The organism is Proteus hauseri (genome assembly GCF_004116975.1).
Classification (GTDB): domain Bacteria; phylum Pseudomonadota; class Gammaproteobacteria; order Enterobacterales; family Enterobacteriaceae; genus Proteus; species Proteus hauseri.
The window spans coordinates 2456815-2481906 of the sequence record NZ_CP026364.1; the positions used below are offsets into that span (position 1 = coordinate 2456815).

General features: G+C 36.8%; 22 protein-coding genes. 14 read left to right on the top strand and 8 right to left on the bottom strand.

Annotated elements, in window-relative coordinates; genetic code table 11:
* Window positions 1-14 precede the first annotated feature (14 nt).
* From PH4a_RS11150 to hpaC, 3 genes are all read right to left on the bottom strand, one after another.
* Window positions 15-227, bottom strand: coding sequence for a TM2 domain-containing protein (locus PH4a_RS11150; protein WP_064719158.1), 213 nt, complete (start codon window positions 225-227; stop codon window positions 15-17).
* Between the two features lie 276 nt (window positions 228-503).
* Window positions 504-1982, bottom strand: a complete 1479-nt coding sequence (gene dtpB, locus PH4a_RS11155) for a dipeptide/tripeptide permease DtpB (protein ID WP_129039797.1) — start codon at window positions 1980-1982, stop codon at window positions 504-506.
* A 605-nt stretch (window positions 1983-2587) separates the two neighbouring features.
* Window positions 2588-3106 (bottom strand): 4-hydroxyphenylacetate 3-monooxygenase, reductase component, encoded by a 519-nt coding sequence (gene hpaC / locus PH4a_RS11160; protein WP_129039799.1) that lies wholly within the window; start codon window positions 3104-3106, stop codon window positions 2588-2590.
* Between the two features lie 581 nt (window positions 3107-3687).
* On the opposite strand from hpaC, the gene hpaR reads away from it, so the two are divergent.
* Complete coding sequence (hpaR, locus tag PH4a_RS11165; RefSeq protein ID WP_129039801.1) at window positions 3688-4125, top strand: homoprotocatechuate degradation operon regulator HpaR; 438 nt, start codon at window positions 3688-3690, stop codon at window positions 4123-4125.
* Between the two features lie 72 nt (window positions 4126-4197).
* Here the strand turns inward: hpaR and betT are convergent, their stop codons facing one another.
* Window positions 4198-6201 carry a choline BCCT transporter BetT gene (betT, locus tag PH4a_RS11170; protein ID WP_129039803.1) on the bottom strand — a complete coding sequence of 668 codons (2004 nt, stop codon included), beginning with the start codon at window positions 6199-6201 and terminating at the stop codon, window positions 4198-4200.
* Window positions 6202-6572: 371 nt separating this feature from the next.
* Window positions 6573-7208: a hypothetical protein gene (locus PH4a_RS11175; RefSeq protein ID WP_129039805.1), complete on the bottom strand. Its 636-nt coding sequence runs from the start codon at window positions 7206-7208 to the stop codon at window positions 6573-6575.
* A gap of 273 nt (window positions 7209-7481) precedes the next feature.
* On the opposite strand from PH4a_RS11175, the gene PH4a_RS11180 reads away from it, so the two are divergent.
* Entirely contained in the window at window positions 7482-8162 is a 681-nt protein-coding gene (locus PH4a_RS11180) for a DUF421 domain-containing protein (RefSeq protein WP_129039807.1), read from the top strand.
* 97 nt (window positions 8163-8259) lie between these two features.
* Here the strand turns inward: PH4a_RS11180 and rnz are convergent, their stop codons facing one another.
* On the bottom strand, window positions 8260-9177 hold the full coding sequence (rnz, locus tag PH4a_RS11185) for a ribonuclease Z (RefSeq protein WP_129039809.1): 918 nt from the start codon (window positions 9175-9177) through the stop codon (window positions 8260-8262).
* 9 nt (window positions 9178-9186) lie between these two features.
* Entirely contained in the window at window positions 9187-10779 is a 1593-nt protein-coding gene (gene rtcR, locus PH4a_RS11190; RefSeq protein ID WP_129039811.1) for an RNA repair transcriptional activator RtcR, read from the bottom strand.
* A gap of 560 nt (window positions 10780-11339) precedes the next feature.
* Between rtcR and PH4a_RS11195 the strand changes: the two genes are divergently transcribed.
* Together PH4a_RS11195 and PH4a_RS11200 are read left to right on the top strand one after the other, a co-directional pair.
* Complete coding sequence (locus tag PH4a_RS11195) at window positions 11340-12479, top strand: slipin family protein (RefSeq protein WP_208730495.1); 1140 nt, start codon at window positions 11340-11342, stop codon at window positions 12477-12479.
* On the top strand, window positions 12476-13699 hold the full coding sequence (locus PH4a_RS11200; protein ID WP_129039815.1) for an RtcB family protein: 1224 nt from the start codon (window positions 12476-12478) through the stop codon (window positions 13697-13699). Before PH4a_RS11195 ends, PH4a_RS11200 begins: the two co-directional genes overlap by 4 nt.
* Before the next feature lie 434 nt (window positions 13700-14133).
* Here the strand turns inward: PH4a_RS11200 and mrpI are convergent, their stop codons facing one another.
* A complete protein-coding gene (gene mrpI, locus PH4a_RS11205; RefSeq protein WP_064719169.1) occupies window positions 14134-14694 on the bottom strand; it encodes a phase variation DNA invertase MrpI in 561 nt (186 codons plus the stop codon).
* 678 nt (window positions 14695-15372) lie between these two features.
* Here mrpI and PH4a_RS11210 point away from each other — a divergent pair.
* The 10 genes from PH4a_RS11210 (at window position 15373) to PH4a_RS11255 (ending at window position 24997) form a co-directional block, all read left to right on the top strand.
* Complete coding sequence (locus PH4a_RS11210) at window positions 15373-15912, top strand: fimbrial protein (RefSeq protein WP_129039817.1); 540 nt, start codon at window positions 15373-15375, stop codon at window positions 15910-15912.
* A gap of 81 nt (window positions 15913-15993) precedes the next feature.
* Window positions 15994-16551, top strand: a complete 558-nt coding sequence (locus PH4a_RS11215) for a fimbrial protein (RefSeq protein ID WP_064719177.1) — start codon at window positions 15994-15996, stop codon at window positions 16549-16551.
* Window positions 16552-16572: 21 nt separating this feature from the next.
* Entirely contained in the window at window positions 16573-19191 is a 2619-nt protein-coding gene (locus PH4a_RS11220) for an outer membrane usher protein (protein ID WP_129039819.1), read from the top strand.
* Window positions 19192-19232: 41 nt separating this feature from the next.
* Window positions 19233-19991 carry a fimbria/pilus periplasmic chaperone gene (locus tag PH4a_RS11225; protein WP_129039821.1) on the top strand — a complete coding sequence of 253 codons (759 nt, stop codon included), beginning with the start codon at window positions 19233-19235 and terminating at the stop codon, window positions 19989-19991.
* A gap of 13 nt (window positions 19992-20004) precedes the next feature.
* Entirely contained in the window at window positions 20005-20553 is a 549-nt protein-coding gene (locus tag PH4a_RS11230; RefSeq protein WP_082918393.1) for a fimbrial protein, read from the top strand.
* A gap of 12 nt (window positions 20554-20565) precedes the next feature.
* Window positions 20566-21057 (top strand): fimbrial protein, encoded by a 492-nt coding sequence (locus PH4a_RS11235; protein ID WP_164971542.1) that lies wholly within the window; start codon window positions 20566-20568, stop codon window positions 21055-21057.
* A 10-nt stretch (window positions 21058-21067) separates the two neighbouring features.
* Window positions 21068-21616, top strand: coding sequence for a fimbrial protein (locus PH4a_RS11240; protein ID WP_064719179.1), 549 nt, complete (start codon window positions 21068-21070; stop codon window positions 21614-21616).
* Window positions 21617-21637: 21 nt separating this feature from the next.
* Window positions 21638-22465 (top strand): MrpH family fimbial adhesin, encoded by an 828-nt coding sequence (locus PH4a_RS11245; protein ID WP_064719180.1) that lies wholly within the window; start codon window positions 21638-21640, stop codon window positions 22463-22465.
* A gap of 20 nt (window positions 22466-22485) precedes the next feature.
* Window positions 22486-22809, top strand: a complete 324-nt coding sequence (locus PH4a_RS11250; protein ID WP_064719181.1) for a helix-turn-helix domain-containing protein — start codon at window positions 22486-22488, stop codon at window positions 22807-22809.
* A gap of 613 nt (window positions 22810-23422) precedes the next feature.
* Entirely contained in the window at window positions 23423-24997 is a 1575-nt protein-coding gene (locus PH4a_RS11255) for an AbgT family transporter (RefSeq protein WP_064719182.1), read from the top strand.
* Window positions 24998-25092: the final 95 nt, after the last annotated feature.

Sequence of the window (25092 nt, forward strand, 5' to 3'; positions counted from 1 at the left end):
TATTTTAACGCTATTTAATAACGATTATATTTGTCATTAAAGGTTTGATCTGAAATACAGAGATAATAAATACCTTCAATAAAACCAATAATTGCAGGAATACCTGTCCAACAAAATAAGAGATATAAAACGCCCATTCCTACTTTGCGAAGATAGAATTTATGTATCCCTAATCCACCGAGAAAAATAGCCAATAATGCTGCGGATAGCTTATTCTTATCATTCATCAGAATTTCTCCTATCTGAAATATTGTTTAAAGTAGATGGTTATTATTATATTAACCATAAAAATTTAAATATTTGCATTAAGGATAGTACTTATAAAACAGAATAAAAGAAGATAAAAGAAAAAGAACATTATAAAAATCAATTTGAGATAAATACGTATCTATATGGATAGCTGATAACAAATCATATTGTGCTAAGGCAAAGCCAATCAATAGATAAAATAAAAGCGCCTTAGAAGACGCTTTATTATGCAAACTGATTTTAGTATTAAAATATTAACCAGTAACTTTGGTATCTTCTTTCATCATACGGTTTAATAAAGGGACGGTTACCCACATTATTAGACCTACAATTAAGGTTGCTATACCTATCTTACCAAATACATCTGTATAAATAGGCAATGTTTGCAATGGATCAGTAATACCTTCTGGTGCTGCGGTGAATGTTGCTACATATCCCCCCAGCAAATAAGCTGTTGCTTGAGTTAAGAACCACATACCAAGAATAAAGCCCATCATGTATTGCGGCACAAACGCTGCAACCATAGCTAAACCTAAGGCGCTGATCATCAACTCACCTAAGCTTTGGAATAAATAAACCAGAACAATAAACCAAGGTGAAGTTAAACCATTAGCATCAGCAAACCACATGCCTGATGCTGCTGCTGTAAGGAACCCTAATGAACATAGAAGCATACCTGCGGTAAACTTCGCTGGCATTGAGAAGTCTTTACCTTTCGCGCCTAAGCGGCTATATGCGATAGCTAAAATAGGGCTAGCAACAATAATCCAGAATGGATTGAGTGCTTGAAAGCTAACTGGGTTAATATCAAAGCCTAATAACGTGTGATGAACGTTATGGATTGCAAAGAAGTTTAATGATGTTGGCATTTGAGCATAAAGAATATAGAAAATAACCGCTTCAAGCATCAGAACAAATGCAACATACATTTTATTACGAGCAACTCTGTCTTTTTGTTTAAATGCTTCACGGAAATAAATAAAGACAACAATAATAGACAGACTGACTAAAACGATATTAGCAATCATCACGTTATGCATTAACCATGCACAAACAAATACCATTGCTACACTACCAATAATAACTAAGAGTAGTTTGTTGAAATTAAGAGGTAAATGGTCTGGCTCTGAGCCAATATTTTTTACCATTTTGCGACAGAAAATATAAACCAATAGAGCAATGATTAAGCCAATACCACAGATATTATAGGTCAGAGCATATCCATAGCGCTCTGCAAGTACTGGCGCAATAGATAATGAGATCAGAGAACCCACGTTAATTGACATATAGAATAAGGTAAATGCACCGTCAAGGCGTGGATCTTTTGGTTGATAGCATTTCGCCAGTAAGCTTGCTGGGTTCGCTTTAAATAAACCGTTACCTACAGCGATAGTTCCTAACGCATAGAAAATAAGGTTAGGATACATAATTGACATACCGGTCATGAAATAACCGATAGCAAGAACTATTGCACCTAAAACAATAGTACGTTTTGTTCCTAATAAGTGGTCACCAACATAACCACCAATTGAAATTAACCCATAAACTAGTGCAGAGAAGGCACCAAAAGTAATAAAGGCTTGTTCTTGTGAGAACCCAAGTTTATTAACGAAATAAACAGCGAGAATACCTTGTACGCCGTAGTAACCAAAACGTTCCCATAATTCTACAAAGAAAATCATAAAGAATGGTTTAGGTTGTTGTAATAAACCGACTTGAGCGGGTTTATCCATATCTGTAATGCCCCTAATTATTATTTATCTTCACAACGATGTTATTTACTCGAATTTACGGCGAATGTTACACGCTAGTAACATTATCTACCGTCTAGAGAGTGATGTTTGCAAATTTAAGAAGGTAATCAGCAAGTCGAGTAGACTAATATATTGATAGAATGACTTCTCAAAGGTTGATCACACTGTGGGTAAGATTAATACCAGATTGAAAAAAATATTCATTAATTTATTTTCAATAAAGGTAATTTAGTTGATATTTAGTATAAATCATCGCCATTGAGATAATTTATTGACTATATTTTCATCGAATGAAACAAGATAAGAATAAACAATAAAAAATAGAATAAAAACTTTTTTTAATATGACTCATTGATTATAGAAAGAAATATTTCGTTATAATAAAAATATATTCTCTTATAACAAACAGATGTTAATAACTAATTAATAAATACCAAGACATTGTATCCAAAATACTGAAAATATAATTATTCACTTATTTTAAATAAATATTTATTTGTTCTGCAATGAATCATGATTAAATAACAAAAAAAACGCCCTTATTAAGGTGCGTTTTTTTGTCTCAAGAAAAGAGTAAAATAAAACTAAACAGCTATCGGAACTAGTTCATTTTTGACCGAATGAAAGCGACGCTTGAAATAGATAAGGCCATGCCCATCTTTGCGAACCGAGATATTTTTTATTTCAGCCATATAAACAAAATGAGTGCCGACTTGTCGCACATCATAAATATCACCTTCAAGGCAGGCAAGTGCATTTTCTAATACAGGCTGTTGTAATTGCCCATGTTGCCATCCTGGTTGAGTAAAACGATCTGCCATTGTTAGTCCGGTCATTCCGGCAAAATGACAAGCCATCTCTTCTTGCTCGTGATTTAAAATATTGATGCTTAATTTGCCATTTTCTTGAAATACGGTATTCATTTGGCTTTTACTGTTGATGCAAATCATAACAGTCGGTGGATTATCCGTTACTGAACATACCGCAGTGGCTGTTAAACCACAGCATCCTGCATCGCCATTTGTGGCAACGATATTAACGGCGGCACCTAAGTTTGCCATAGCATCTCGAAAAAGTGGGTTAGCCTGTTTCTCATCAGACATTTTTTACTCCTACTGCCAGACTTCTCGTCTGTCGGCGTCTTCACTAAAAATAATCACTAATTAGAGAACAGACCAAAGGACAATTCTCTAACTACGAACGCTAAACAAAGTTGCAGTGTTTATGGCGGTTTCTTTGTTGCGTTAGTTTAAAGCCGTAACGCTACCGCGCATGAACCAAGATAGCAATCTTTCTTTGTTACAACCTGTTAACTTTCCCTCAAAAAAAGGTGAGGCAACCTTATCGCTAAAGCTGATTATTCATAATTTATTGAGCGGGGAATAGCTAAATCTTATGTCTAATAAGAAGTATCACACTAATTGCCAAGCTGCTGCTGTGAGGAACTCACTGATTTCACTATTTTTATGTTAATAGATAGAAGAGCAATCAATTGCGAGATAAATGAAAAATTGCAAAAATTGAGTCAAGTTTATTTATTTGTTAATATGAATATTTGTAACAAATAGTCTATTCTTAGAATATAGTTCATTCTGTAAATCATAAATAGCGGTACATTCTCACTGCCTATATTAAGTGATTTTTCATCATTTCACCTATAACACTTATAAAGAGCTTCTTGATTATGCATGAATCATTAACTATCGCGCTATTACAAGCTCGGGAATCTGCGATGGGATTTTTTCGACCTGTTCTTAAAGAGCATAATTTAACGGAACAGCAATGGCGGATTATTCGAGTGCTTGCTGATAAGCGTTCTATCGATTTTCATGAATTAGCGCAAAAAGCCTGTATTTTGCGTCCTAGTCTCACGGGGATTTTGATTAGAATGGAAAGAGATGAGCTTATTTGTCGACTAAAACCGGTTAGTGACCAACGTAAGTTGTTTGTGTCTCTTTCGGTCAATGGGCAAAATTTATATGACAAAATTCAGCCTAAAATTGATGAAGGTTATCAATTATTAGAGCAAAAATTCTCTACTGAAAAGCTACAGAGCTTATCCGGGCTATTAAAAGACCTTATTGCACTTAATGCAGAAAATACCGATATATCAGAAAAATAGTTTTATCTTAACCAAATAAAAAGAGGCGATGTTTTATCATTGCCTCTTTTCTTTTTTCTATTTTATGTGGGTTTATTGTTTACCTAACACATGCAAGAAGTGAATATGCTTTTCATACTGATCAAGAATATCATGAATAATCTGTTCTTTTGTCCAGCCCATCACATCATAATCTTGTCCACCTTCTTTTAAATGAATTTCAGCACGATAATATTTATGCTCTTCATCTTTTTCTTCATCGGTTAAATCGGTTAAAGCAAATGCAGGTTGGGTATAAAATCGTAAGCGTACTTCATAGAAGAAGTTCATATCATCACCTAAATCGACTTCAAACCCAATGCGACTTTCATCGCTATTTTCAATATGACATTGAATACCTTGCTTACTTAATTCAGCAGAGACCATTTCCATTGAAGGATGAACCACTTCATCCATAAAACGTTTTACATGAGAACGTTTTGGAAAATAGGCAATATTTCTTAAACGGCGCTGCCACGGAATAGGGTTACGACTGGCTGGTGGCGCAATAGTTGCAAGTTGTTGGCTATCACGTTTATGTACATCAACACGCAATGCTTTTATCAATCCATAAATAGATGCTAGCAAAACCACAGAAAAAGGTAATGCGCTAGCGATAGTCACGGTTTGTAATGCAGTTAATCCACCCGCTAACAATAGTGTAATTGCTGAAATTCCCATTAAAGCGGCCCAGAAAATGCGTTGCCATACGGGGGTTTCGCTATCGCCTCCTGATGCTAAGGTATCAACAACCATTGCTCCAGAATCGGCGGATGTGACAAAAAATACAATCACCATCAACATGGCAAAAAACGACAATACTGATGAGAATGGAAAATAATTTAAGAACTCAAACAATGCTAATGACACATCTTGCTGAACCACGTTAGCAAGCGCTTCAGCACCTTTATCTTTAATTAAATGAATGGCGGTATTTCCAAAAACAGTCATCCAAAGTAAGGTAAAGCCTGCGGGTACAAATAGAACGCCGATAACAAATTCACGAATAGTGCGACCACGAGAAATACGAGCGATAAACATACCAACAAAAGGAGACCATGAAAGCCACCATCCCCAATAAAGCAGTGTCCAACCCCCTAGCCAGTCACTTGATTTTGGTTCATAGGCATACAAATTAAATGTTTTACTGACAATCTCAGAAAGGTAACCACCTGTATTTTCTACAAATGATTTTAAAATTAATACAGTAGGCCCTAAAATAATCACTAATAAAAGAAGTAAAACCGCTAAACCAAGGTTTAATTCAGATAAAAAACGAATACCTTTTTCTAATCCAGATACTACGGAGATAGTTGCAAGGCCTGTGATCACCACGATTAATATGACTTGAATGGTTGGGCTAATAGGAATATCAAAAAGATGATTTAAGCCAGCATTAACCTGTAAAACACCAAAACCAAGAGATGTAGCTACCCCAAATACGGTTCCCATAACAGCAAAGATATCGACTGCATGGCCAATTGGACCATAGATACGATCACCAATAATTGGGTAAAGTGCAGAGCGTAATGTTAATGGCAAACCATGACGGTAACTAAAGAAAGCAAGAATGAGTGCAACAATGGCGTAAATGGCCCAAGCATGTAACCCCCAATGGAAGAAGGTTAAGCGCATTGCTTCTTTCGCTGCTTCTATCGTTTGGGCTTCGCCTGTTGGCGGCATAAGGTAGTGCATTACAGGTTCTGCAACACCAAAAAACATTAAGCCAATTCCCATACCCGCTGAAAATAGCATAGCAAACCAAGCAAAATAACTAAAATGGGGACGAGCATGATCCGGACCCAGTTTTATTTCGCCAAAACGAGAAAGCCCCAAATAAGTCACACTCAGCAAAATCAATGCAACGGCAAGAATGTAAAACCAACTTGCGTTAGTGAAGAGATTTTCCTGAAGATGACCTAGCTTATCATTAGCTAGATCGGGAAAGAGTGCTGAAAATCCAACAATGAGTAGAATTAATATTGCTGATGTATAAAAAACGGGAGGATTAATTTTCATCCTAACTTTTGTCGGTATTACATCGTTTTGTTGACTCATAACTAACCTATTTTTGTTATTTTTCTTAGAAGGAGACTTTTCGCTACCTCTTTTCTGATTTTTTACATAGAACATCAGAAAAAGAAAAGTTCATAAGAAAATTTGAATAAAACATCAGATAAGATCGAAGTTTTATAAAAGAACGGAAATAAATTACTTTTTCCACAAGGTGAAGAATAATTCAATTAAATCAACTTATTACTTATTTATGATGATAAGTGTTTTTACACTTTAATAGGTTTCTCCTGTTGAAAAAAGGAGAACATGGTTACATTTTTTGCTTAATCGATCAACCCTAGCTGTTTTTTTATACAAAAAAAGCCAGTTACTAGTAACTGGCTTTTGTAACATCAAAATTTCTGAAATTAAGATTATTTATTTTCAGCTTTTAGATCATCAATCTTTTGTTTCGCTTGATCGGTAAGTTGGTCAGCTTTATCTAATGCTTTCTTTTCAGTATCTTGGGCTTGTTGTTTTAACTCATCACTTGTTTTTGCTGCATCTTCTTTCAGTTGGTCTGCTTTTTTATCTGCATCTTGAGATAAATTTTCAGCTGTAGTGCTTGCATCTTGTTTTAAGTCAGCTGCCTTTTCAGATAACTTATTGCTTTCAGCAGATAAGCTTTGTTTAATTTCATCAGCTTTTGCTGATGCTGAATCTTTTAGCTCATCGGCTTTTTGGGAGACACTTTCTTTTAATGCATCTGTTTTTTCATCAGCCTGAGTTTTTAATTCTTCCGCTTTTTGTTGAGCTTTATCTTTCAGCTCTTGAGCCTGTTCTGTTAATTCATCTGCTTTAGCTGAGGCATCTTGTTTTAAGTCAGCAGCCTTGTCTTTTGCTTGCTCAGTCAACTCACTCGCTTTATCTTGTGCAGTTTCGCTAACTTGGGTGGCTGTTTCTTTTGCTTTATCAATACCCTCATCAACTTTTTTAGATGAATCATCACAACCTGCTGTAATGGTAACAAGACCTGCTAGAATTAAAGAAGCCAGTAATTTTTTGTTCATTTTTCTCTCCAGAATATGTATCCAAAACAATTAGGTGATATCTCGTTTGATACAAGTAAAACACGAGAAACCATTGAGTTAATATTAAGAGGCTATCGTAAAATGATAATAATAAGTATAGCTATACTCTTAAAATCAACAAGGCTAAGTATATTTAGTGTTTATTCATAGTCAAATTGAATAAAGAAGGTAATGATTTTTTAGGATTTTTTATCAGTAAATATTTTTTTGTTTTATAATCATAAATAGAATTTTCTTAAAAGTGAGCATCTCATGGAGTATTACTTTTTAGTTATTATTAAGTTTATTATCGGGTTTACTATTATTTTAGCCCATATGAATTTATCAGGAAAAACACAGCTTTCACAGCTAACACCTATTGATTTTATTGGTAATTTTGTCTTGGGTGGGATTATGGGCGGTGTTATTTATACTGATGCGATTCCGTTATATCAATACATTACTGTTTTTCTTATTGGTGTCTGTTTTATCTCTTTTCTCAATTATATTAGTAAAACCTTTAATTTCTTCCGAGCTGTGGCAATAGGTAATCCTATTCCGATTATTAAAAAGGGAGAGTTTATTATGGAAAATATTAATGAGAAAAAGAATAAAATTGATATTCTTAATATTACTTCTCGGCTTCATGCTCAGGGAATTCATTCTTTTCAGGAAGTTAACTATGCACAAATTGAACCCGATGGACAAATAACGGTAGTGTGTGATGGTGCTCAAATGCCATCTTTAATAGTGATGAAAGATGGTGGGATCCGAACTTCCGAATTAGAGCAAATAGATAAAGATGAAACATGGTTAAAAGAAGAGATGGCAAGGCAACATATTGAAAAACCAGAAGATGTTTTTTTGGCTGAGTTTTGGGATGGAAAAGTAAATTTTATTTTGCAAGACGGAAAGATAAAGCGAACCAAAAGGTTACAACAAAAAACAGAGTAACCCCCTTTGTTGAATTGTCTCTTTTAATTCGCCTACTTGAGCTTCTTCTATATAGATATAGATGGCATTAGATTGCTTATATAGAAGAAAAAATTAATTACAATTTAAAAACAGCAAAATCAGAAGCGAGCTCAGTATTATCAAATACCGATTGGCATTCTGTAAGAAGTTCTGGCGTGTCTTCAGGTAAATAGCGGCTACTTATATGCGTTATAATCAGCCTCTTGGTATTTGCTGTTTTTGCTAACTCCGCTGCTTGTACTGTTGTTGAATGGCCACGACTATTCGCTTGCTCTGCCATTTCATGTTTGAACGTTGTTTCATGAACCATTACATCGGTATTCTTTGCCAGCGTTAATGCCGATGGTGTTGGCTGAGTATCACCAAATATTGCAATACAACGACCTTTAATTTCAGGGCCAATATAATTTTTGCCATCCACTATTCTACCATCAGGCAATGTAATTATTTTCCCTTGCTTTAAATCCTGTAGCCAAGGGCCAGTCGGAATATTTTCAGCTTTCAGTTTTTCTGCATCTAATTTGCCTAAACTGTTTTTTTCTTCTAAACGAAAACCGAAACAAGGTACGGGATGACAAAGTGCTTCACAACTCACTCTCATTCCTTCTTCTTCAAAAAGAAAACCCGCTTGATCTATTTCAATAATATTGATGGGGTATGTGAGATAAGAGTGACTTAAAGTGAGCGATGTTTCTATAAATGCTTTAATTCCTGTTGGGCCATAAACCGTTAACAGAGTTTCGGTTCCTCCCATTGAGCGACTGCAGAGTAACCCGGGTAAACCAAAAATATGGTCACCATGTAAATGAGTAATAAAAATTTTATTTAAACGCGGTAATTTAACGCGGGTATGCAAAATTTGATGTTGAGTTGCTTCACCACAATCAAACATCCACATACTTTTTTGTTTGTTTTGCAAATCAAGCACCATACTGGTGACGTTACGTTCTTTTGACGGAACGCCAGCATTGGTGCCAAGAAAAGTTAGCTCCATATTAAGATATTATTCTCCGTTTTGAATTTGTTCCCAACTTAAATCAAATTTAGCAAGATACTTACGTAAACGATCTGCATCGTTGGGTTGTTTTTTATTTTGTCTTGATACTGCAAAAAGTTTTCGACCCGCTTCAGAAAGTGTCGAAGATCGCTGGCAAATATTAATGACTGTATTAAGCTGGCTTAGATCAAAAAGATCAAGATCTGATTTTTCAAATAAAGTAGAAGAAGTGATCCCCCAATTCTGTTTTAAACGATAGATCTCTTCATCAACTAATGTCTGTGTAATTCGGCCATTTTCGGCTAATGTTGCCATTCTGGTTATACTGGCACTGAGTTCTCTAAAATTTCCACGCCATATAGCCTGCTCTGAAGTGGCAAATTGAATATAGTGTAATTTTGCATCTCGATTAAAACGAACTGATTTTTGATAAAGCTGAGCAAAATTTTGCAGTTCATATTCGATATTAGGCTCAATATCTTCTTTTCGTTCTGCGAGGCTAGGTAATTGAAATGACCACATGTTTATTCGTGCATAAAGATCTTCACGAAAAAGCCCTTGTTCGATTTGCTTATCCATATTGCGGTGTGTGCCAGCAATAAGTTGAAAATCGCTTTGTACTTCAATATCTGATCCATAGGGATAAAATGATTTTTCTTCTATTGCTTTAAGTAGCATTGCCTGTTCGTCTAAACCAAGCTCTGCAATTTCATCGAGAAATAAAATACCCTGATCAGCCTCTCTTAATAATCCTTGGCGAGGTTGTAATGCCCCCGTAAATGCACCTTTTACATGACCAAATAGAGTGGACATCGCATTATCACCACGCAGAGTTGCACAGTTAACGGCAATAAAACGCCCTTTTACAAAGTGGCGAGACTGGCGTAGTTGGTAAATTCGTTGTGCGAGAAAAGATTTCCCTGCACCAGTGGGGCCGGTGAGTAAAATAGGTGCAAAAGAGCGCAAAGCAACTCGTTCAATTTGCTCTATTAGTGTATTAAAACGTTCACTGCGTGTTGCAATACCTGACTTTAGAAAAGATAACGTCTCTGTATGATAGTGCTCAAAACGGCTAGTTAACTTAGCATATTGGTTTAAATCAAGATCGATAACAGCGTAGCTGCCTATTGCGGATTGGCTTTTTTGCTCATCACTTTCATCTTTAATTTTTGTTGATGGTGAGGTTTGCAATAATTTTGCTGGTAAATAATGAGCCTCTGCTAGCAGAAACCAACAGATCTGAGCAATATGAGTACCGGTTGTGATATGGACATAATATTCTTCATTTTCAGTATCAAAAGGGTAGTTAACAGCAAAATCAAGAAAGTGACTGTAGACTTCTTCTAAATCCCAAGGATCACAAATATCAATTTCATAAGGTAAAACCTGTGTTTGAGGTGAGACAACACGAATATCTTCGGTTATGCGCGAGGCGAGTGTTGAATCATTTGGTTGGTGGATCATCACAAGTTTACTAACTGGAAATGCCTCTTGCTGGCAAATAGATACGGTTGGTCGCCATAAATTCCATCTTTTGTGGCTTTTTCCTCTTCTATCCAATGTTGTTCCCAAAATGCCAATCACCACTTTTCGTTTCATTGCGTTATCCAAGCTTATTTTATTTATCAGTGTTTATTTATATTTATAATCTACTAGATAAAAAGATAATATCCTATGATTTTTTATCTAGCTTAGAAATATAACTTATTTTTCTTTTTTTATTTTTAACTTATAAATCAATTAATTAAAATTATTTTTACTGACTTTGAAAAGTTGGCACGATATTAGCAATATTCTTATCGTCTGAAAACAGATTCTGGATCTGGTAGGCACATAAAGAACAGCGAAAGGTGTTATCTAAATGTGTTCCTCTAAAAATAAGACTCTGATCAGTGAAGTCGGTTGTTCTCGGGTTCGATTCCTGACACTGAAACCAATTACACCTCCAAATGTAAATAATAAATTGTTGTGGCGGATGTATTAGCCACCTTACTTATCCACCAGCATCTGAGCTGGATTGTTGGCAGAAGAAGAGACAAACAGAGCATCGTTCCTTTTTTCTTCTCCCTTCAGTTTCGCAATGAAGGCTCGTGGAAAAGTAAGCACACAATATTAGTACGCAATTAAAACGAACATAAAAGAAGAGAAAAGAGAAAATGATAAAAACAACAATAATAGTCAAGCAGGGTCAATTAGCACTTTTAAAGAAAAAAGATGAATACATAAAAGTGCTGACAGCAGGCGAGCATAAATTTATTGATTTAAAGCGTCAGCTAAGTGCTGAAGTCTTTGCCTTAAATGGCGGTGCATTAGAAAGCGAAAAAGCAGAATTTTTACGCCAATATTATCCTCAGTGGGTTGAAGAATATGGTTTTGACATTGTGTTATCTGATGAACAGATAGGTCTTTTATATGAGAATGGCATTCTTAAAGAGATTTTAGCACCAGGAACTCGCCGTTTATATTGGCGTTATGCTGAGCGTTCGCTCGAAATATTGTCAGCTACAGCGTTAGAAGTGCCAGCGACCTTGTTAAAAAAATTACAACAACCAAAATTACGTAATCAGGTAATAAAAGGAAGCGATGGGGTGTTGAATGTTGATGTTCCTGCATGGCATGCCGGTATTATTCGCATTGATGGCGAAACTCAAACTTTGTTGGCTCCAGGATTAAAAGGGTATTGGCGTTATCAACACAAAGTAGAAGTCGAAGTGGTTGATATGCGACTGCAAACTTTGGATGTAAGTGGGCAAGAAATTTTAACCAAAGATAAAGTGACCTTGCGTATCAACTTATCAGCGAACTGGCGTTATAGCGACGTATTACTTGCTTATCAACAATTAAGTTCACCTATTGAGTTCTTATATAAAGAGTTGCAGTTCGCTTTACGTGAAGCAGTTGGAACACGAACGCTTGATGAGTTATTAGAAAATAAATCACTCATTGATAGTTTAGTGAGCGAAAAGGTTGATCAAGTTACTGCTGGATACGGCATTGAAGTTGCCTCTTTAGGGGTAAAAGATATTGTTTTACCCGGTGAGATGAAAACAATTTTAGCGCAGGTTGTCGAAGCTGAAAAATCAGCACAAGCTAACGTTATCCGCCGAAGAGAAGAGACATCTGCGACACGCTCATTATTAAATACGGCAAAAGTGATGGAAAATAACCCCGTGGCATTGCGTCTAAAAGAGTTAGAAACCGTAGAACGTATCGCCGAAAGAATTGATAGAATTTCTGTTTATGGTGGTTTAGACCAAGTATTAAATGGATTGGTGCAAATCAAAGGAGCACAAGAATGAAACAGGATCACCAATTAGTACAATCAGTAGATACAGCTGACATTAAAATGTGGACCAATGGTGTTCCTGTTGAAAAAGATGCACTAAACCAACTGATTAATACGGCTAAAATGCCTTTTATCTTTAAACATATGGCTGTTATGCCAGATGTTCACTTAGGAAAAGGCTCAACAATAGGCAGTGTGATACCAACAAAAGGGGCGATAATTCCCGCAGCTGTTGGGGTTGATATTGGTTGTGGCATGATTGCAGTACGCACATCGTTACATGCTAATGATTTACCCGATAACTTATTTGCGATAAGAACGGCAATAGAAAAAGCGGTACCTCATGGAAGAACAAGCACTCGTTCAGGAAATGATCGTGGAGCTTGGTATCAGCCGCCAGAAATTGTTGACCAACACTGGCAGCAATTAGAAGGGCGTTTTAAGGTATTGACGGATAAATATCCTCGTTTATTGAAAACGAATAACTATCATCACCTTGGCACATTAGGAACCGGAAATCATTTTATTGAGTTATGTCTTGATGAAGTTGATAACGTTTGGGTGATGCTACATAGCGGATCTCGTGGTGTCGGTAATGCGATAGGAACACTGTTTATTCAAATGGCGCAAGAAGATATGCGAGAGCACCTTGCTAACCTACCAGATAGAAACCTTGCTTACTTAAAGGAGGGAACGTTGTTTTATGACGATTACATTGAAGCTGTTGAATGGGCTCAAGATTTTGCTCGTCATAACCGTGAAATCATGATGGAACGTGTGTTAGCGGCATTATCATCGCAAATCAGTAAACCTTTTTCGACACAACAACAGGCAGTAAATTGTCACCATAACTATGTGCAAAAAGAAAAGCACTTTGGCGAAGAAGTTCTTGTTACCCGAAAAGGTGCTGTATCGGCACAAAAAGGGGAAATGGGGATCATTCCTGGCTCTATGGGGGCGAAAAGCTTCATTGTTCGAGGAAAAGGAAATGCGGAAAGCTTTTGTTCTTGTAGCCACGGTGCAGGACGCGTGATGAGCCGAACAGCGGCTAAAAAAGCCTTCAGTATTGAAGACCAAATTAGAGCAACTGCGCATGTGGAATGTCGTAAAGACGAGGATGTGATTGATGAAATCCCAATGGCATATAAAGATATCGATGCAGTAATGAAAGCGCAATCGTCATTAGTCGAAATTGTTCATACATTGCGTCAGGTCGTCTGTGTTAAAGGATAATTGGTTGATAACATAGGTGATTCATAACTATCCCCGAACTATAATGTAGGGGATAGTGTCATATGATAGCGTGTGCACAAGAAACAAATGATAAAAGTGAAATGATTAGTAAATTATTGTCGATAGCACCCTTTTAGATTGATTGAAAATTAAACATCTAATATTAAATATTTTTAATGAATAATCTTTTAATATCAACTTAAGTCTATTTAATAAAGATAATCGAAAAAAGAGCATTTAATTAATTAATACCTTTATTTAGAAAGTACCATTAATAAATTATTAATATCTAAAATACTCATTATTTATTTTTTATAAAACAATTCCTAATTTACTTAATTATTGCAAAATTACCTTTATTCTTATTGTAAAATAACAGGCTATTATATTTCCTATATTAATTATTTAATAATGTACTAATTAAATTCATTTTGTTAAGTTCTTGTTTCCCAGATATTAAAGAATCGTTTTGAATTACTTGCAGTATAGATAACAGTATGTGAAATATTACGATGACCTAAATAGTCTTGAATTAGACGGGTATCTCTACCTAAATCAGCGAGTGCATAGCCGCAGGCGTGGCGTAGCATGTGGGGGTGTGGAATAATGGATACATTAGCTTCTTTACCTAAACGTCTAAGTAAACCATAGACTTGCTGACGAGAAATAGGCCCTGTTTTTTGAGATAAAAAAACCCATTCTGAATCTGATTCTCTCCATGTTTCTCTTTTTTTCAACCAGTTAACTAATGCTTCATACTCTTCTTCAATTATCGGCTGTGTTGTTGATAGCCCACCTTTTAAGCGTCTGACGTAGATAATTCGGCTTTCTAAATCAATATCACTTAACGTTAAACGGCATAACTCACTGACCCTAAATCCGTGTAAAAAACACATTAAAAACATGCAGTAATCTCTTTCTGGATACCTGCCTTCTTTGGCTTGCTTCAAAATTGAATTGATCTCAAAACGAGTAAGAAATTTGCGTTGCTTCATTTTTCGTAACTTTTTCAATGAGATAACAGTGATTAAAAGTCATTTAATGCATCACTATAACAAGTAATATGCATCAATAAAGAGTTGTGTTTTTTTTATACTTGCCATTTTACTTGTTAATTTTAAACAAGTTTATTGAAAGTTTATTTGTTTTTAGAAAACGGGAATGGCCGAATAGGCCTATGAAGCGCAGGTATCTAGGAAAGATTACTCGTATTTAGAGAAATAAACAGAATACACCAAATTGTTTTGTTAAAAATAATCCACTTGAGCAATGTCATTTTTAGATAATTATTCTATAAATTTAAGAAAAAGAGCATATAGCTCTAGGTGTAACTACTACACTTTGTGAAAAAAGTAAAAAAAATTATTTCAAGATTTTAAACAAAGTAACCAATAGTTTATATTTATAAAAATAATGATACATATCAATATGTTAAATATGTAAAGGGATATGTGTAATATTAAATTTGACTTAGGTGAGAAGCCAGAGAATAATAGTAAACAATTTGGTGTATTTTGTTTTGTTTCTAACGATATTTAATTTCGATTAGAACGGGCTTATGTATACCAAAATTAAAAAACTCAATAAGTGAGTCACCTTGTTAGGAATAATCCATTTCTAGCAAATTTATTATTTTAAATGTCTTCGTCCTTTATATTTCAGGAAACAAAAAGATGAAATTAAATAAATTAGCATTAGTTCTAGGTTTAGGTTTATCTGTTGCTGCTGGTTCTACTTTCGCTGCTGATCCAGTAAAAGACCAAGGTCATGGTACAGTCAAATTTGTTGGTTCTATTATTGACGCTCCATGTTCAATTACTCCTGATACAGAAAATCAAACTGTTCCATTAGGACAAGTTGCTACTTCTGCATTAAAAGACGGTGGTCGTAGTAATTCTCGTGATTTTAAAATTTCTTTAACTAACTGTACAACTGAAACTTATAAATCAGTTCAAACAACTTTCACTGGTTCTGAAGCTACTGACATTTTAGCCGGTTCTTTAGGCATTGAAGGTATTGCTAAAAATGCTGCAGTTGTTATCACCGATGCTGGTGGTCAACAAATCAAATTAGGCACACCAAGTGCTGCTCAAACTTTACGTGATGGTAACAACGACCTGAACTTTGCTGCTTACTTACAAGGTTCTGCAGCAGAAGCAGCTGTTCCAGGTGACTTCACTGCTATTGCAACTTTCGCACTGACTTATCAGTAAGAAAAAGCAGCTCTGTATAGGGACATACAGAGCTTTATTTCCTGTGTCTATTTTTTAACGATTTTTCTTACGGAGAAAAATATGAATCGCAAGATGACACCACTGTTGCTATGTCTTGCCGTCAGTTTATTCACGGAACAAGCATTAGCAAGTGATGTAAAACAAGATAAGAAAATGCATCAGCGATTTGGGGCACTCAATCTTCAGGGGACCATTTTAGAACCAACATGCGCTATTTCGGCAGGAAGTCGTTATCAGGTGATCCCGCTAACTACGGTATCTATTCCTACCTTAGTAACTCAAGGCAGTGGGCCTATTGATTATTTTTCTATCAGACTAACCGAATGCACACTTGTAGAACAAAAAGGTAAAGAAGCAGATAACCCTCGTTTTATTGCAACATTTGAGGGGCCTTCTCAAAGTGGCAATTTTCAGCTTTTTGGTGATGCCAAAGGTGCTTCATTAATGATAGCAGACCGTTATGGTCGCCAAGCAATTCCGGGGCAGCCTTTACCCGCAGTTGGCATCGACTCTAAATCGATGGCCTTACTTTATCAGGCGCGAATAGTAAAAAATAACGACATACCAAAGGCAGGGAACTACCAAACAACGCTGCGCTTTAAGCTGGAATATTATTAAATGGATCGGGTTGGATTATTTATGGTTAAATCATTCAAAACCGTTTGTTTAGGGACGGAAAAAAAGAAAAAACAATATGCTATTCGGCCTGTTGCTGCACTGATCTATTTAATTATTTCTGGTATTTCAAGTTCAGCTTTAGCAAATAGCGACATTGAATTTAATGCCGATATTTTGGATCTCAAAGACAAACAAAATATTGATTTATCGGATTTCTCTCGTGCCGGCTATATTATGCCCGGCAAATATGAATTTATTGTTCGAGTTAATAACAATGAACTGGCTGATATCTATAACATCGAATATATCGTTCCAGAAAACGATCCTAAAGCCAGTGAACCTTGTCTTCCTCCTGAGTTAGTCCATCAATTAGGCTTAAAACCTGAATGGGCTGAAAAAGTTAAATTTAACGATGATGGGACTTGTCTTGATATTTCATCATTACCAGGAATGACAGTCAGTGCGAGTTTAGGTAGCGGCAACTTATTACTGACCATTCCTCAAGCTTATCTTGAATATTCAGCACCGAATTGGGATCCACCTTCTCGTTGGGATAATGGTATTTCAGGGCTTATTTTTGACTATAACGTTAATGCCAATGTGACAAATCCAGCCAATGGTAAGCAACAACAACAGCTTACGGGTATGGGGACGATGGGGGCTAACCTTGGTGTATGGCGTTTTCGTGCCGATTGGCAGGGAAGTTACCGTCATGTAACCGGCGTTCCTGATAGTACCGAAAATAACTGGAAATGGAGCCAATATTACCTTTATAGAGCAATTACCGAATGGGGTGCTCGTTTGGTCATGGGGGAAACATTCTCTCGCTCTGATATTTTCGATAACTTCCGTTTTACTGGGATTAACTTGGCGACGGACGACAATATGTTGCCACCTAATTTACGGGGTTATGCGCCAGAGGTAACAGGTGTCGCTAAAACGAACGCTAAAGTAACTATTAGTCAGCAAGGCCGGGTCATTTATGAAACGCAAGTAGCACCGGGGCCTTTCCGTATTCAAGATATTAATGATGCTGTTAGCGGTAAACTTGATGTTCGCGTTGAAGAGCAAGATGGCTCGGTTCAAGAGTTCCAAATGGATACCGCGAGCATCCCGTATTTAACTAGACCTGGTAGAGTGCAATATAAGATCTCAGCAGGTAAACCGTCTGATATTGACCATAATACAGAAGGCCCTGTTTTTGGTATAGGTGAGTTCTCATGGGGGATCAGTAACGGTTGGTCTCTTTATGGTGGCTCATTAGTTTCTGGTGACTATAACTCTGCGGCCATTGGTATTGGTCGAGATCTTATGGCGTTAGGTGCTATCTCTTTTGATGCCACACACTCATGGGCAAGAATTCCAAGTGATGATAAGCGTTATCACGGTGGTTCATATCGACTGAGCTACTCAAAACGTTTTGAAGCCATTAATGGACAGGTGACGTTTGCGGGTTATCGCTTCTCTGAACGTGACTTTATGAGCATGAATCAATATTTAGACCGTCGTTATCGCGATGGTACTGAAGATCACAATAAAGAGCTGTATACCATTATGTTTAGTAAGCAGTTTCCTGAATGGGGGCTGAGTGCTTACTTAAACTATAGTCATCAAACTTATTGGAACAAGCCAAACAACGACAGCTATAACTTATCATTAGCAAAAACAATGGATATTGGTAGTTATAAAAACATCAATATCAGCATGTCGGCTTTCCGTAATAAATTCAACGGCACAAATGACAATGGCTTATATATGAATGTCAGTATGCCTTGGAGTGATCGCGCCACAATCAGTTACAACACAGTCATTAATCGACATGGTAACTCTCATAATGTGAGTTATTACGACCGCCTTGATGAAAACAATAGTTATCGTTTAGGTACAGGTATTAGCAGTAACGGTAAAGCTTCGGCTGATGGTTATTATTTACACTACGCCGATGCGGCATTAGTGACTGCAAGTGCAAGTTATATTGATGGTGAACATACGTCAGCGGCATTGTCATTACAAGGTGGTGCAACGTTAACACCTGAAGGTGGCGCTTTACATCGCATAAACAGAACCGGTAGTACGCGTTTGTTAGTTGATACCGATGGTATAGCTGATGTTCCAGTTAAAAGCATCGGTGCTATCTCACGCAGTAACTATTTTGGTAAGGCCGTTCTGCCAGATATTAATGATTATTATCGCAGTAGCGCCAGTATCGACCTTGAACAATTACCAGACAACGTTGAAGCACTGCGTTCGATTCAGCAATTAACGCTGACTGAAGGCTCAATAGGTTATCGCCGCTTTGATGTTGTAACAGGTCAAAAAGCGATGGCAGTTATTCGCCTAAAAGACGGAACTTATCCACCATTTGGTGCTTCGGTGACTACCGAAAAAGGCCGTGAGTTAGGAATTGTCAATGACGGCGGTAATGTTTATCTCAGTGGTATTAATACAGATGAACGCTTACTTGTGCGCTGGAATGGTCAAGAACAGTGCCAGATCCGCATTCCTACACTGGTTGACGGGCAATTTATGACTTCACTGTTGCTTACTTGTGGTGATGGTACAACGTCATCCGGCACAGTAGATAAAAAAGCAGAACCCTTATTATCTCAACCTCAATTGACCACAATTGAGAGCAAGTAAGACAAGATTAAAACAACTTCAGACAAAAAGAGTAATTAAAGATGATTTTATCAAAGCGCTCATTGATTGTAGCAACCACATTATTGGCTGGAATGGCATTCACTAGTCAGGCAATGGCAGCAATTGCACTGGATAGAACTCGCGTTATTTTTAATGGTGCAGATAAATCTGTCAGCTTAAATGTGAGTAACCAAAACAAAGAATTACCTTATTTGGCTCAAGGCTGGATGGAAAATGAAAATGGCGAACGTATTGAAAGTCCATTAATCGTACTACCACCAATCCAACGTATTGAACCAGGTGACAAAAGCCAAGTAAAAGTACAGTCATTACCTGCTATTGCTCAACTTCCTCAAGATAGAGAAAGCGTGTTTTATTTTAACTTACGAGAAATTCCGCCTCGTAGTGATAAACCTAATGTGTTGCAAATAGCATTGCAAACTCGCATTAAATTGTTCTACCGCCCTGCATCTATTTATGCGACTCAAACAGATTTAACGAATCCATGGCAAGAAAAAATCACCTTAACTAAGAAAGGTGATCGTTATGAAGTGAATAATCCAACACCTTATTACGTCACATTAGTTGATGGGTTAACGGCGCTAAAGGGACAAAGTCTTGATGGTTTTCAGCCATTAATGATTGCACCTAAAAGTACAGGCACATTGAATCTAAATGCAGCTGTATTTGGTGCTTCTCCTGTGCTGAGTTACATCAATGATTATGGTGGTCGCCCTCAACTGAAATTTAGCTGTAATGGCAATGAATGTAAGGTTACAGAAACATCAGCTGGAAACTAAATAGGTCTATTTTATGGTTATGGAACAGCGGTTTAACACAAGCAAAGCAGTGTTGATTTTTATTCTGGCAACATTTACTGGTGGCCTGAGTTCTACTGCTGTTGCGGATCTACCTGCAAGGGCGGCTGCAAAGGATGTTATTCCCGGCATTGTTTATATCAATATTACTGGAAATGTTATTGCGCCACCGCCGTGTGTGATTAACGGTGGGAAAATGATTGAAGTAAATTTTGGTGAAGTCATGAGTACACGTATTGATGGTGTTAATTATAAAAAACCAATCCAATACAGTGCTACTTGCGAAAAAATGCCAACAAATGCCATGAAAGTATCAGTAGCCGGCAATGCCACTGGTTTTGATAATAATGCTTTACAGACCAATATCACTGGATTAGGTGTTCGTATTCTTTATCAAGGGAAGTTACTCAACTTAGGAAAAACAGTCGATTTTACTTATCCTAATTTTCCTGTGTTAGAGGCAATTCCGGTACGCGATCAGGCGGAAACACTGGTGGGAGGCGATTTTGTCGCTAATGCCACTCTAAGAGTGGAATACCAATAAGGAGCTAACGCCGTGTTTATTAAATTAACGAAAATATGTCTGATTACCTTACTCGGTGGTGCTTCTCTGACTGCAAATGCAGATGATCCAAATATGAAATTATTTGGCACTTTATTAGTGCCACCACCTTGTGTGATCAGTGACGACGGCGTTATCGATGTTTATTTTGGTCATAACGTCGGGATCCACAAAGTTGATGGTATTAATTACACCGAAGCGGTGAATTATAAATTGGTGTGCGATCCCAATTTAAAGGGATGGGATCTAGGACTTTCTATTATTGGTCCTAAAAGCCAGTTCGATGAGGCGGCATTACAAACCAATATTACAGATTTGGCCATTCATCTTACGCAAAATGGACAACCTTTTATTTTAAATAAGCGGATTGCAATATCACCAGACAGTCCCCCTGTTATTCAAGCTGTACCTGTAAAAAGGCCTGGTAGTACTTTGCCTGAAGGTGCGTTTGAGGTGTCTGCCACTTTATTAGCTGAGTACCAATAGGAGCGTATTAATGAACATAAAAAGCGTATCGCTTCCTTTTATTTTTGGGTTAGCTACTTTTGTTGGATTAAGTGCGACAGCGCTTAGTGCGAAAGACAATATGTATTTTCACGGAATATTAGTTGATGAGCCTTGCACGATTAAACCGGGAGATGAAACGGTCGAACTGGATTTCGGTAATATTCCCGATAAAAACCTGTATGCCTATCAAAGAACACCAAGTAAGCCATTTCAAATACGCTTATCTGAATGTGATCTCACTATTGGTAAAAATGTCAGGATCACGTTTAAAGGTGATGAAAATCAGGCGATGGCAGGGCAAGGTTTTTTAGCGATAAGCCCTGCAAGTCAAGCATCAGGTATTGCTGTTGGATTGGAATCTGAAAATGGCAATGCGTTACCTGTTAATAAAGAAACAGACAAACTTTCATTGAACGCGAATGACACTATTTTGCATTTTTATGCCTTTATTCAAGGAGAGCCGGATGCTATTGCCAATCAGGCGATTAAACGAGGGCCGTTTAGTGCAATAGCTACATTCCATTTGAATTATGACTGATTATTAGAATTGAGGTTTTACATGTTCATATTGAAACGATTCCCGGCTCTATTTATCACGATAGGCTTGCTATTTTCAGCGCCTGCAATGGCGTCTATCTTCTCTTATATTACGCATTCTGAAGGTGAACCTGCTCACGCAACTTATACCTATGTTATTCAACGCTGGGATCCGGAACCAGACAACACACCAAATCCTTGTTATGGATGGAGTCAATGCTGGATCACAATCAACCATAAACATGATGCCAATGGTTCTCCAGGGTCTGCTGTAAGAAGTATTGTACGCGTTGAAAAAGAACGCTATTTATCTGGTGTACGTGCTGCAGTGATGAGTGTTGAAAGTTTTCCCATTCAAGGTACAGCACGACACGATGGTGATCCTCTTACCTCTAACCAAGAGTGCGTAGGGTTATTTTATGAATCTAAAGAAGGGGGATGGTCACCTAATGGTCGCTTATTGCCAGGATCATTATGTGGTATTGCACCACCACCAGTTGGTGCCTGCAAAATAACAGAAGGCGCTGTAAATCTTAACTACGGTGATATTGATGAAGTGAGTTTAGAAAATGCCGCACGAGCACAAAACATCAATATTACTTGTAATTTAGCAATGAAAGTATTGGTGATTGCATCTGGTTCTGATAGTGGACGAGTACCATTACGAACAGATAATAGCTTATACGCCGATTTATTTCTCGATGGCAACCCAGGTGAAAAAGGCTCAGTAATAAATGTTCCTAAAAATGGCACTATACCTGTAGAGGTTAAATCAATTCTACATACTAATGGTCGTGTAGCCCCAGGGCATTTTTCTGGTTCGGGTTCAATTATTTTAACAATGCCTTAATCATGATAATGGTGAATATTATGATGAATTACGATTTTATAGATAATATTGATGTTAACGCGTTAGTAGGTAAACGGATCCAGAAAAAGCGTAAAGAATTGGGTTATACCGGTATGCAAATTGCTGAGAAAATAGGGGTTAGCCAACAGCAATTCTCTCGCTATGAACGAGGCATGAATAAAATCGATTTAAGTTATTTAGTTACTCTAGCGGTGCATTTAAATACACCTATTTATTGGTTTTTTGAGGACTGTTTTATTCCTAAAAAATCGTCAGAAAGTAAACGTCTTGATAAATGCAACCGTGTTATTGCAGATGCAACGCCTGATATATTTTCATATTAATAAATATATGAGGCACTAAATTCGCTTTTTGAATATACATTGCATATTTTTGATTGATTACCTTGTTGGTAGGGCAAAGGAAACTTTGCCTTTTTTTTATTCTATTTTTTACATTTTAGTTTTTATTCTCTTTTTCTATTTCTTGATTTCGCTATTTTTTACGTTGATTCATTTCAAATATTTCACCTCTTTTTAAGATTACATGTAATGAAAATGACACGTGTAAATTTTTTATTTCTTATTTTTCACATATAAATAGTAATTTCATCTGTGATTATCAGGTTTAGCAGAGTATTTAATAGCTCTTATTCGGTTTTAAAAGAGAGTTTTAAACTAGTAAAGGTTAAAAAAAAGGCGACAATTTGTTAAAAAATGTTAACTTATACACACTTTTTGATTTTAGATATTATAAATTAATTTTAATGTTAGTTGGTTGTAATTATATAATATCAATATAACAGTATGATTTATAAATATAATTATATATTTAAAATTATTCTTATTACCTTTGTTCGTTAAAAATGAGTAAAAAGAAGTGGTATTTACAGATAGTAAAAACAAATTTGGTTGTGTAATGTGCATTTTCTGTTTTTTTTTATAAAAAGGATAAATGATGCAAACAAAAAAACAGGGAGGAAGTCGCTTTCTACGCACTGTAGAATGGCTAGGTAATGCACTACCACATCCCGTTATTTTATTTATTATTTTAATTGCTATATTACTTGTCTCTTCAGCAGTTGGTGAATACTTCGGTGTTACTGTTCAAGATCCTCGCCCAGAAGGTGCAAAAGGGCGGGCAGAAGATGGTTATATACATATCATCAGTTTATTAGATGCTGATGGTATTCGTCGCATTCTGGCAAATATTGTGACTAACTTTACTGGTTTCGCACCTTTAGGTACGGTGCTGGTGGCATTATTAGGTGTCGGTATTGCGGAGCGAGCAGGGCTGTTATCTGCGGTAATGCGTTTAGTGGTTATGAAAGCGCCTCGCAAAATGACCACGATGGCCATTGTTTTTGCTGGTATTATGTCTAATACTGCTGCTGAATTAGGCTATGTAGTGTTAATACCATTATCAGCAATTATTTTCCACTCATTAGGTCGACATCCATTAGCGGGACTTGCAGCGGCGTTTGCAGGGGTATCTGGTGGTTATTCTGCTAACTTACTACTTGGAACTATCGATCCACTGTTATCTGGTATTACTCAACAAGCTGCGCGTATTATTGATCCAACCTATGTCGTAGGTGCTGAGGCAAACTGGTATTTTATGTTTGTTAGTACCTTCTTAATTACATTCTTAGGTTACATCATCACAGAAAAAATTGTTGAGCCGCAACTCGGGCCTTACAACAGTGATCATCTTGATGAGGAAGAAAATGATTTAAAGAACGCTGCAGAAGTGACGCCTATTGAACGAAAAGCGTTATGGGCTGCAACGGCAACCTTTGCTGTCATGGCGGCTATTTTAGCGTTAACCGTTATTCCTGAAAATGGCATGCTAAGAAACCAAGAAACAGGATTAATTGGTAATTCACCGTTCTTGAAATCGATAGTTGTCTTTATTTTTCTGTTCTTTGCTATTCCCGGTATTGTTTATGGTTGGGTGGCAAAAACAATGCGTACAGATAAAGATATTGTTGATGCTATGGCAAACTCAATGAGTACGCTGGGGCTTTATTTAGTCATTATTTTCTTTGCTGCACAATTTGTCGCCTTTTTTGGCTGGACAAATATTGGGCAAGTTATTGCGGTTAAAGGTGCAGCATTATTAAATAGTATTGATATGCCAGGTGGTGTGTTATTTTTTGTCTTCATACTCATTTGTGCTTTTATTAACTTAATGATTGGTTCTGCATCTGCACAGTGGGCTGTAACTGCGCCTATTTTTGTACCCATGTTAATGTTGGCTGGTTATGCCCCAGAGACAATTCAAGCGGCTTATCGTATCGGAGATTCTGTAACAAATATTATCACACCGATGATGAGTTACTTTGGACTGATATTAGCGGTTGCTACCAAATATAAGAAAGATACAGGTATAGGGACGATGATCTCAATGATGTTGCCATACTCTGTTATTTTCTTAATTGGTTGGTCATTACTATTTTATTTCTGGGTATTTGTATTTCAGCTGCCTGTTGGCCCTGGTTCTCCTATTTATTACACTCCAACAGCAGGATAAATTCTCTTGTAGTTACCTGGTGTAGTTACCCTGTGTAGTTATTTAGTGTAGTTATCCAATATTGTCATCCAAGCTCATACAGGGATGTATGGGCT

Bases quoted from the DNA above. Each gene is read 5' to 3' on its own strand.
- PH4a_RS11245 (WP_064719180.1), top strand. From the start codon at position 21,638: ATGTTCATATTGAAACGATTCCCGGCTCTATTTATCACGATAGGCTTG.
- PH4a_RS11215 (WP_064719177.1), top strand. From the start codon at position 15,994: ATGAATCGCAAGATGACACCACTGTTGCTATGTCTTGCCGTCAGTTTA.
- PH4a_RS11175 (WP_129039805.1), bottom strand. From the start codon at position 7,208: ATGAACAAAAAATTACTGGCTTCTTTAATTCTAGCAGGTCTTGTTACC.
- PH4a_RS11255 (WP_064719182.1), top strand. From the start codon at position 23,423: ATGCAAACAAAAAAACAGGGAGGAAGTCGCTTTCTACGCACTGTAGAA.
- rtcR (WP_129039811.1), bottom strand. From the start codon at position 10,779: ATGAAACGAAAAGTGGTGATTGGCATTTTGGGAACAACATTGGATAGA.
- PH4a_RS11220 (WP_129039819.1), top strand. From the start codon at position 16,573: ATGGTTAAATCATTCAAAACCGTTTGTTTAGGGACGGAAAAAAAGAAA.
- PH4a_RS11150 (WP_064719158.1), bottom strand. From the start codon at position 227: ATGAATGATAAGAATAAGCTATCCGCAGCATTATTGGCTATTTTTCTC.
- dtpB (WP_129039797.1), bottom strand. From the start codon at position 1,982: ATGGATAAACCCGCTCAAGTCGGTTTATTACAACAACCTAAACCATTC.
- PH4a_RS11210 (WP_129039817.1), top strand. From the start codon at position 15,373: ATGAAATTAAATAAATTAGCATTAGTTCTAGGTTTAGGTTTATCTGTT.
- hpaC (WP_129039799.1), bottom strand. From the start codon at position 3,106: ATGTCTGATGAGAAACAGGCTAACCCACTTTTTCGAGATGCTATGGCA.
- betT (WP_129039803.1), bottom strand. From the start codon at position 6,201: ATGAGTCAACAAAACGATGTAATACCGACAAAAGTTAGGATGAAAATT.
- PH4a_RS11250 (WP_064719181.1), top strand. From the start codon at position 22,486: ATGATGAATTACGATTTTATAGATAATATTGATGTTAACGCGTTAGTA.
- PH4a_RS11200 (WP_129039815.1), top strand. From the start codon at position 12,476: ATGAAACAGGATCACCAATTAGTACAATCAGTAGATACAGCTGACATT.
- mrpI (WP_064719169.1), bottom strand. From the start codon at position 14,694: ATGAAGCAACGCAAATTTCTTACTCGTTTTGAGATCAATTCAATTTTG.
- PH4a_RS11180 (WP_129039807.1), top strand. From the start codon at position 7,482: ATGGAGTATTACTTTTTAGTTATTATTAAGTTTATTATCGGGTTTACT.
- PH4a_RS11230 (WP_082918393.1), top strand. From the start codon at position 20,005: ATGGTTATGGAACAGCGGTTTAACACAAGCAAAGCAGTGTTGATTTTT.
- PH4a_RS11240 (WP_064719179.1), top strand. From the start codon at position 21,068: ATGAACATAAAAAGCGTATCGCTTCCTTTTATTTTTGGGTTAGCTACT.
- hpaR (WP_129039801.1), top strand. From the start codon at position 3,688: ATGCATGAATCATTAACTATCGCGCTATTACAAGCTCGGGAATCTGCG.
- rnz (WP_129039809.1), bottom strand. From the start codon at position 9,177: ATGGAGCTAACTTTTCTTGGCACCAATGCTGGCGTTCCGTCAAAAGAA.
- PH4a_RS11225 (WP_129039821.1), top strand. From the start codon at position 19,233: ATGATTTTATCAAAGCGCTCATTGATTGTAGCAACCACATTATTGGCT.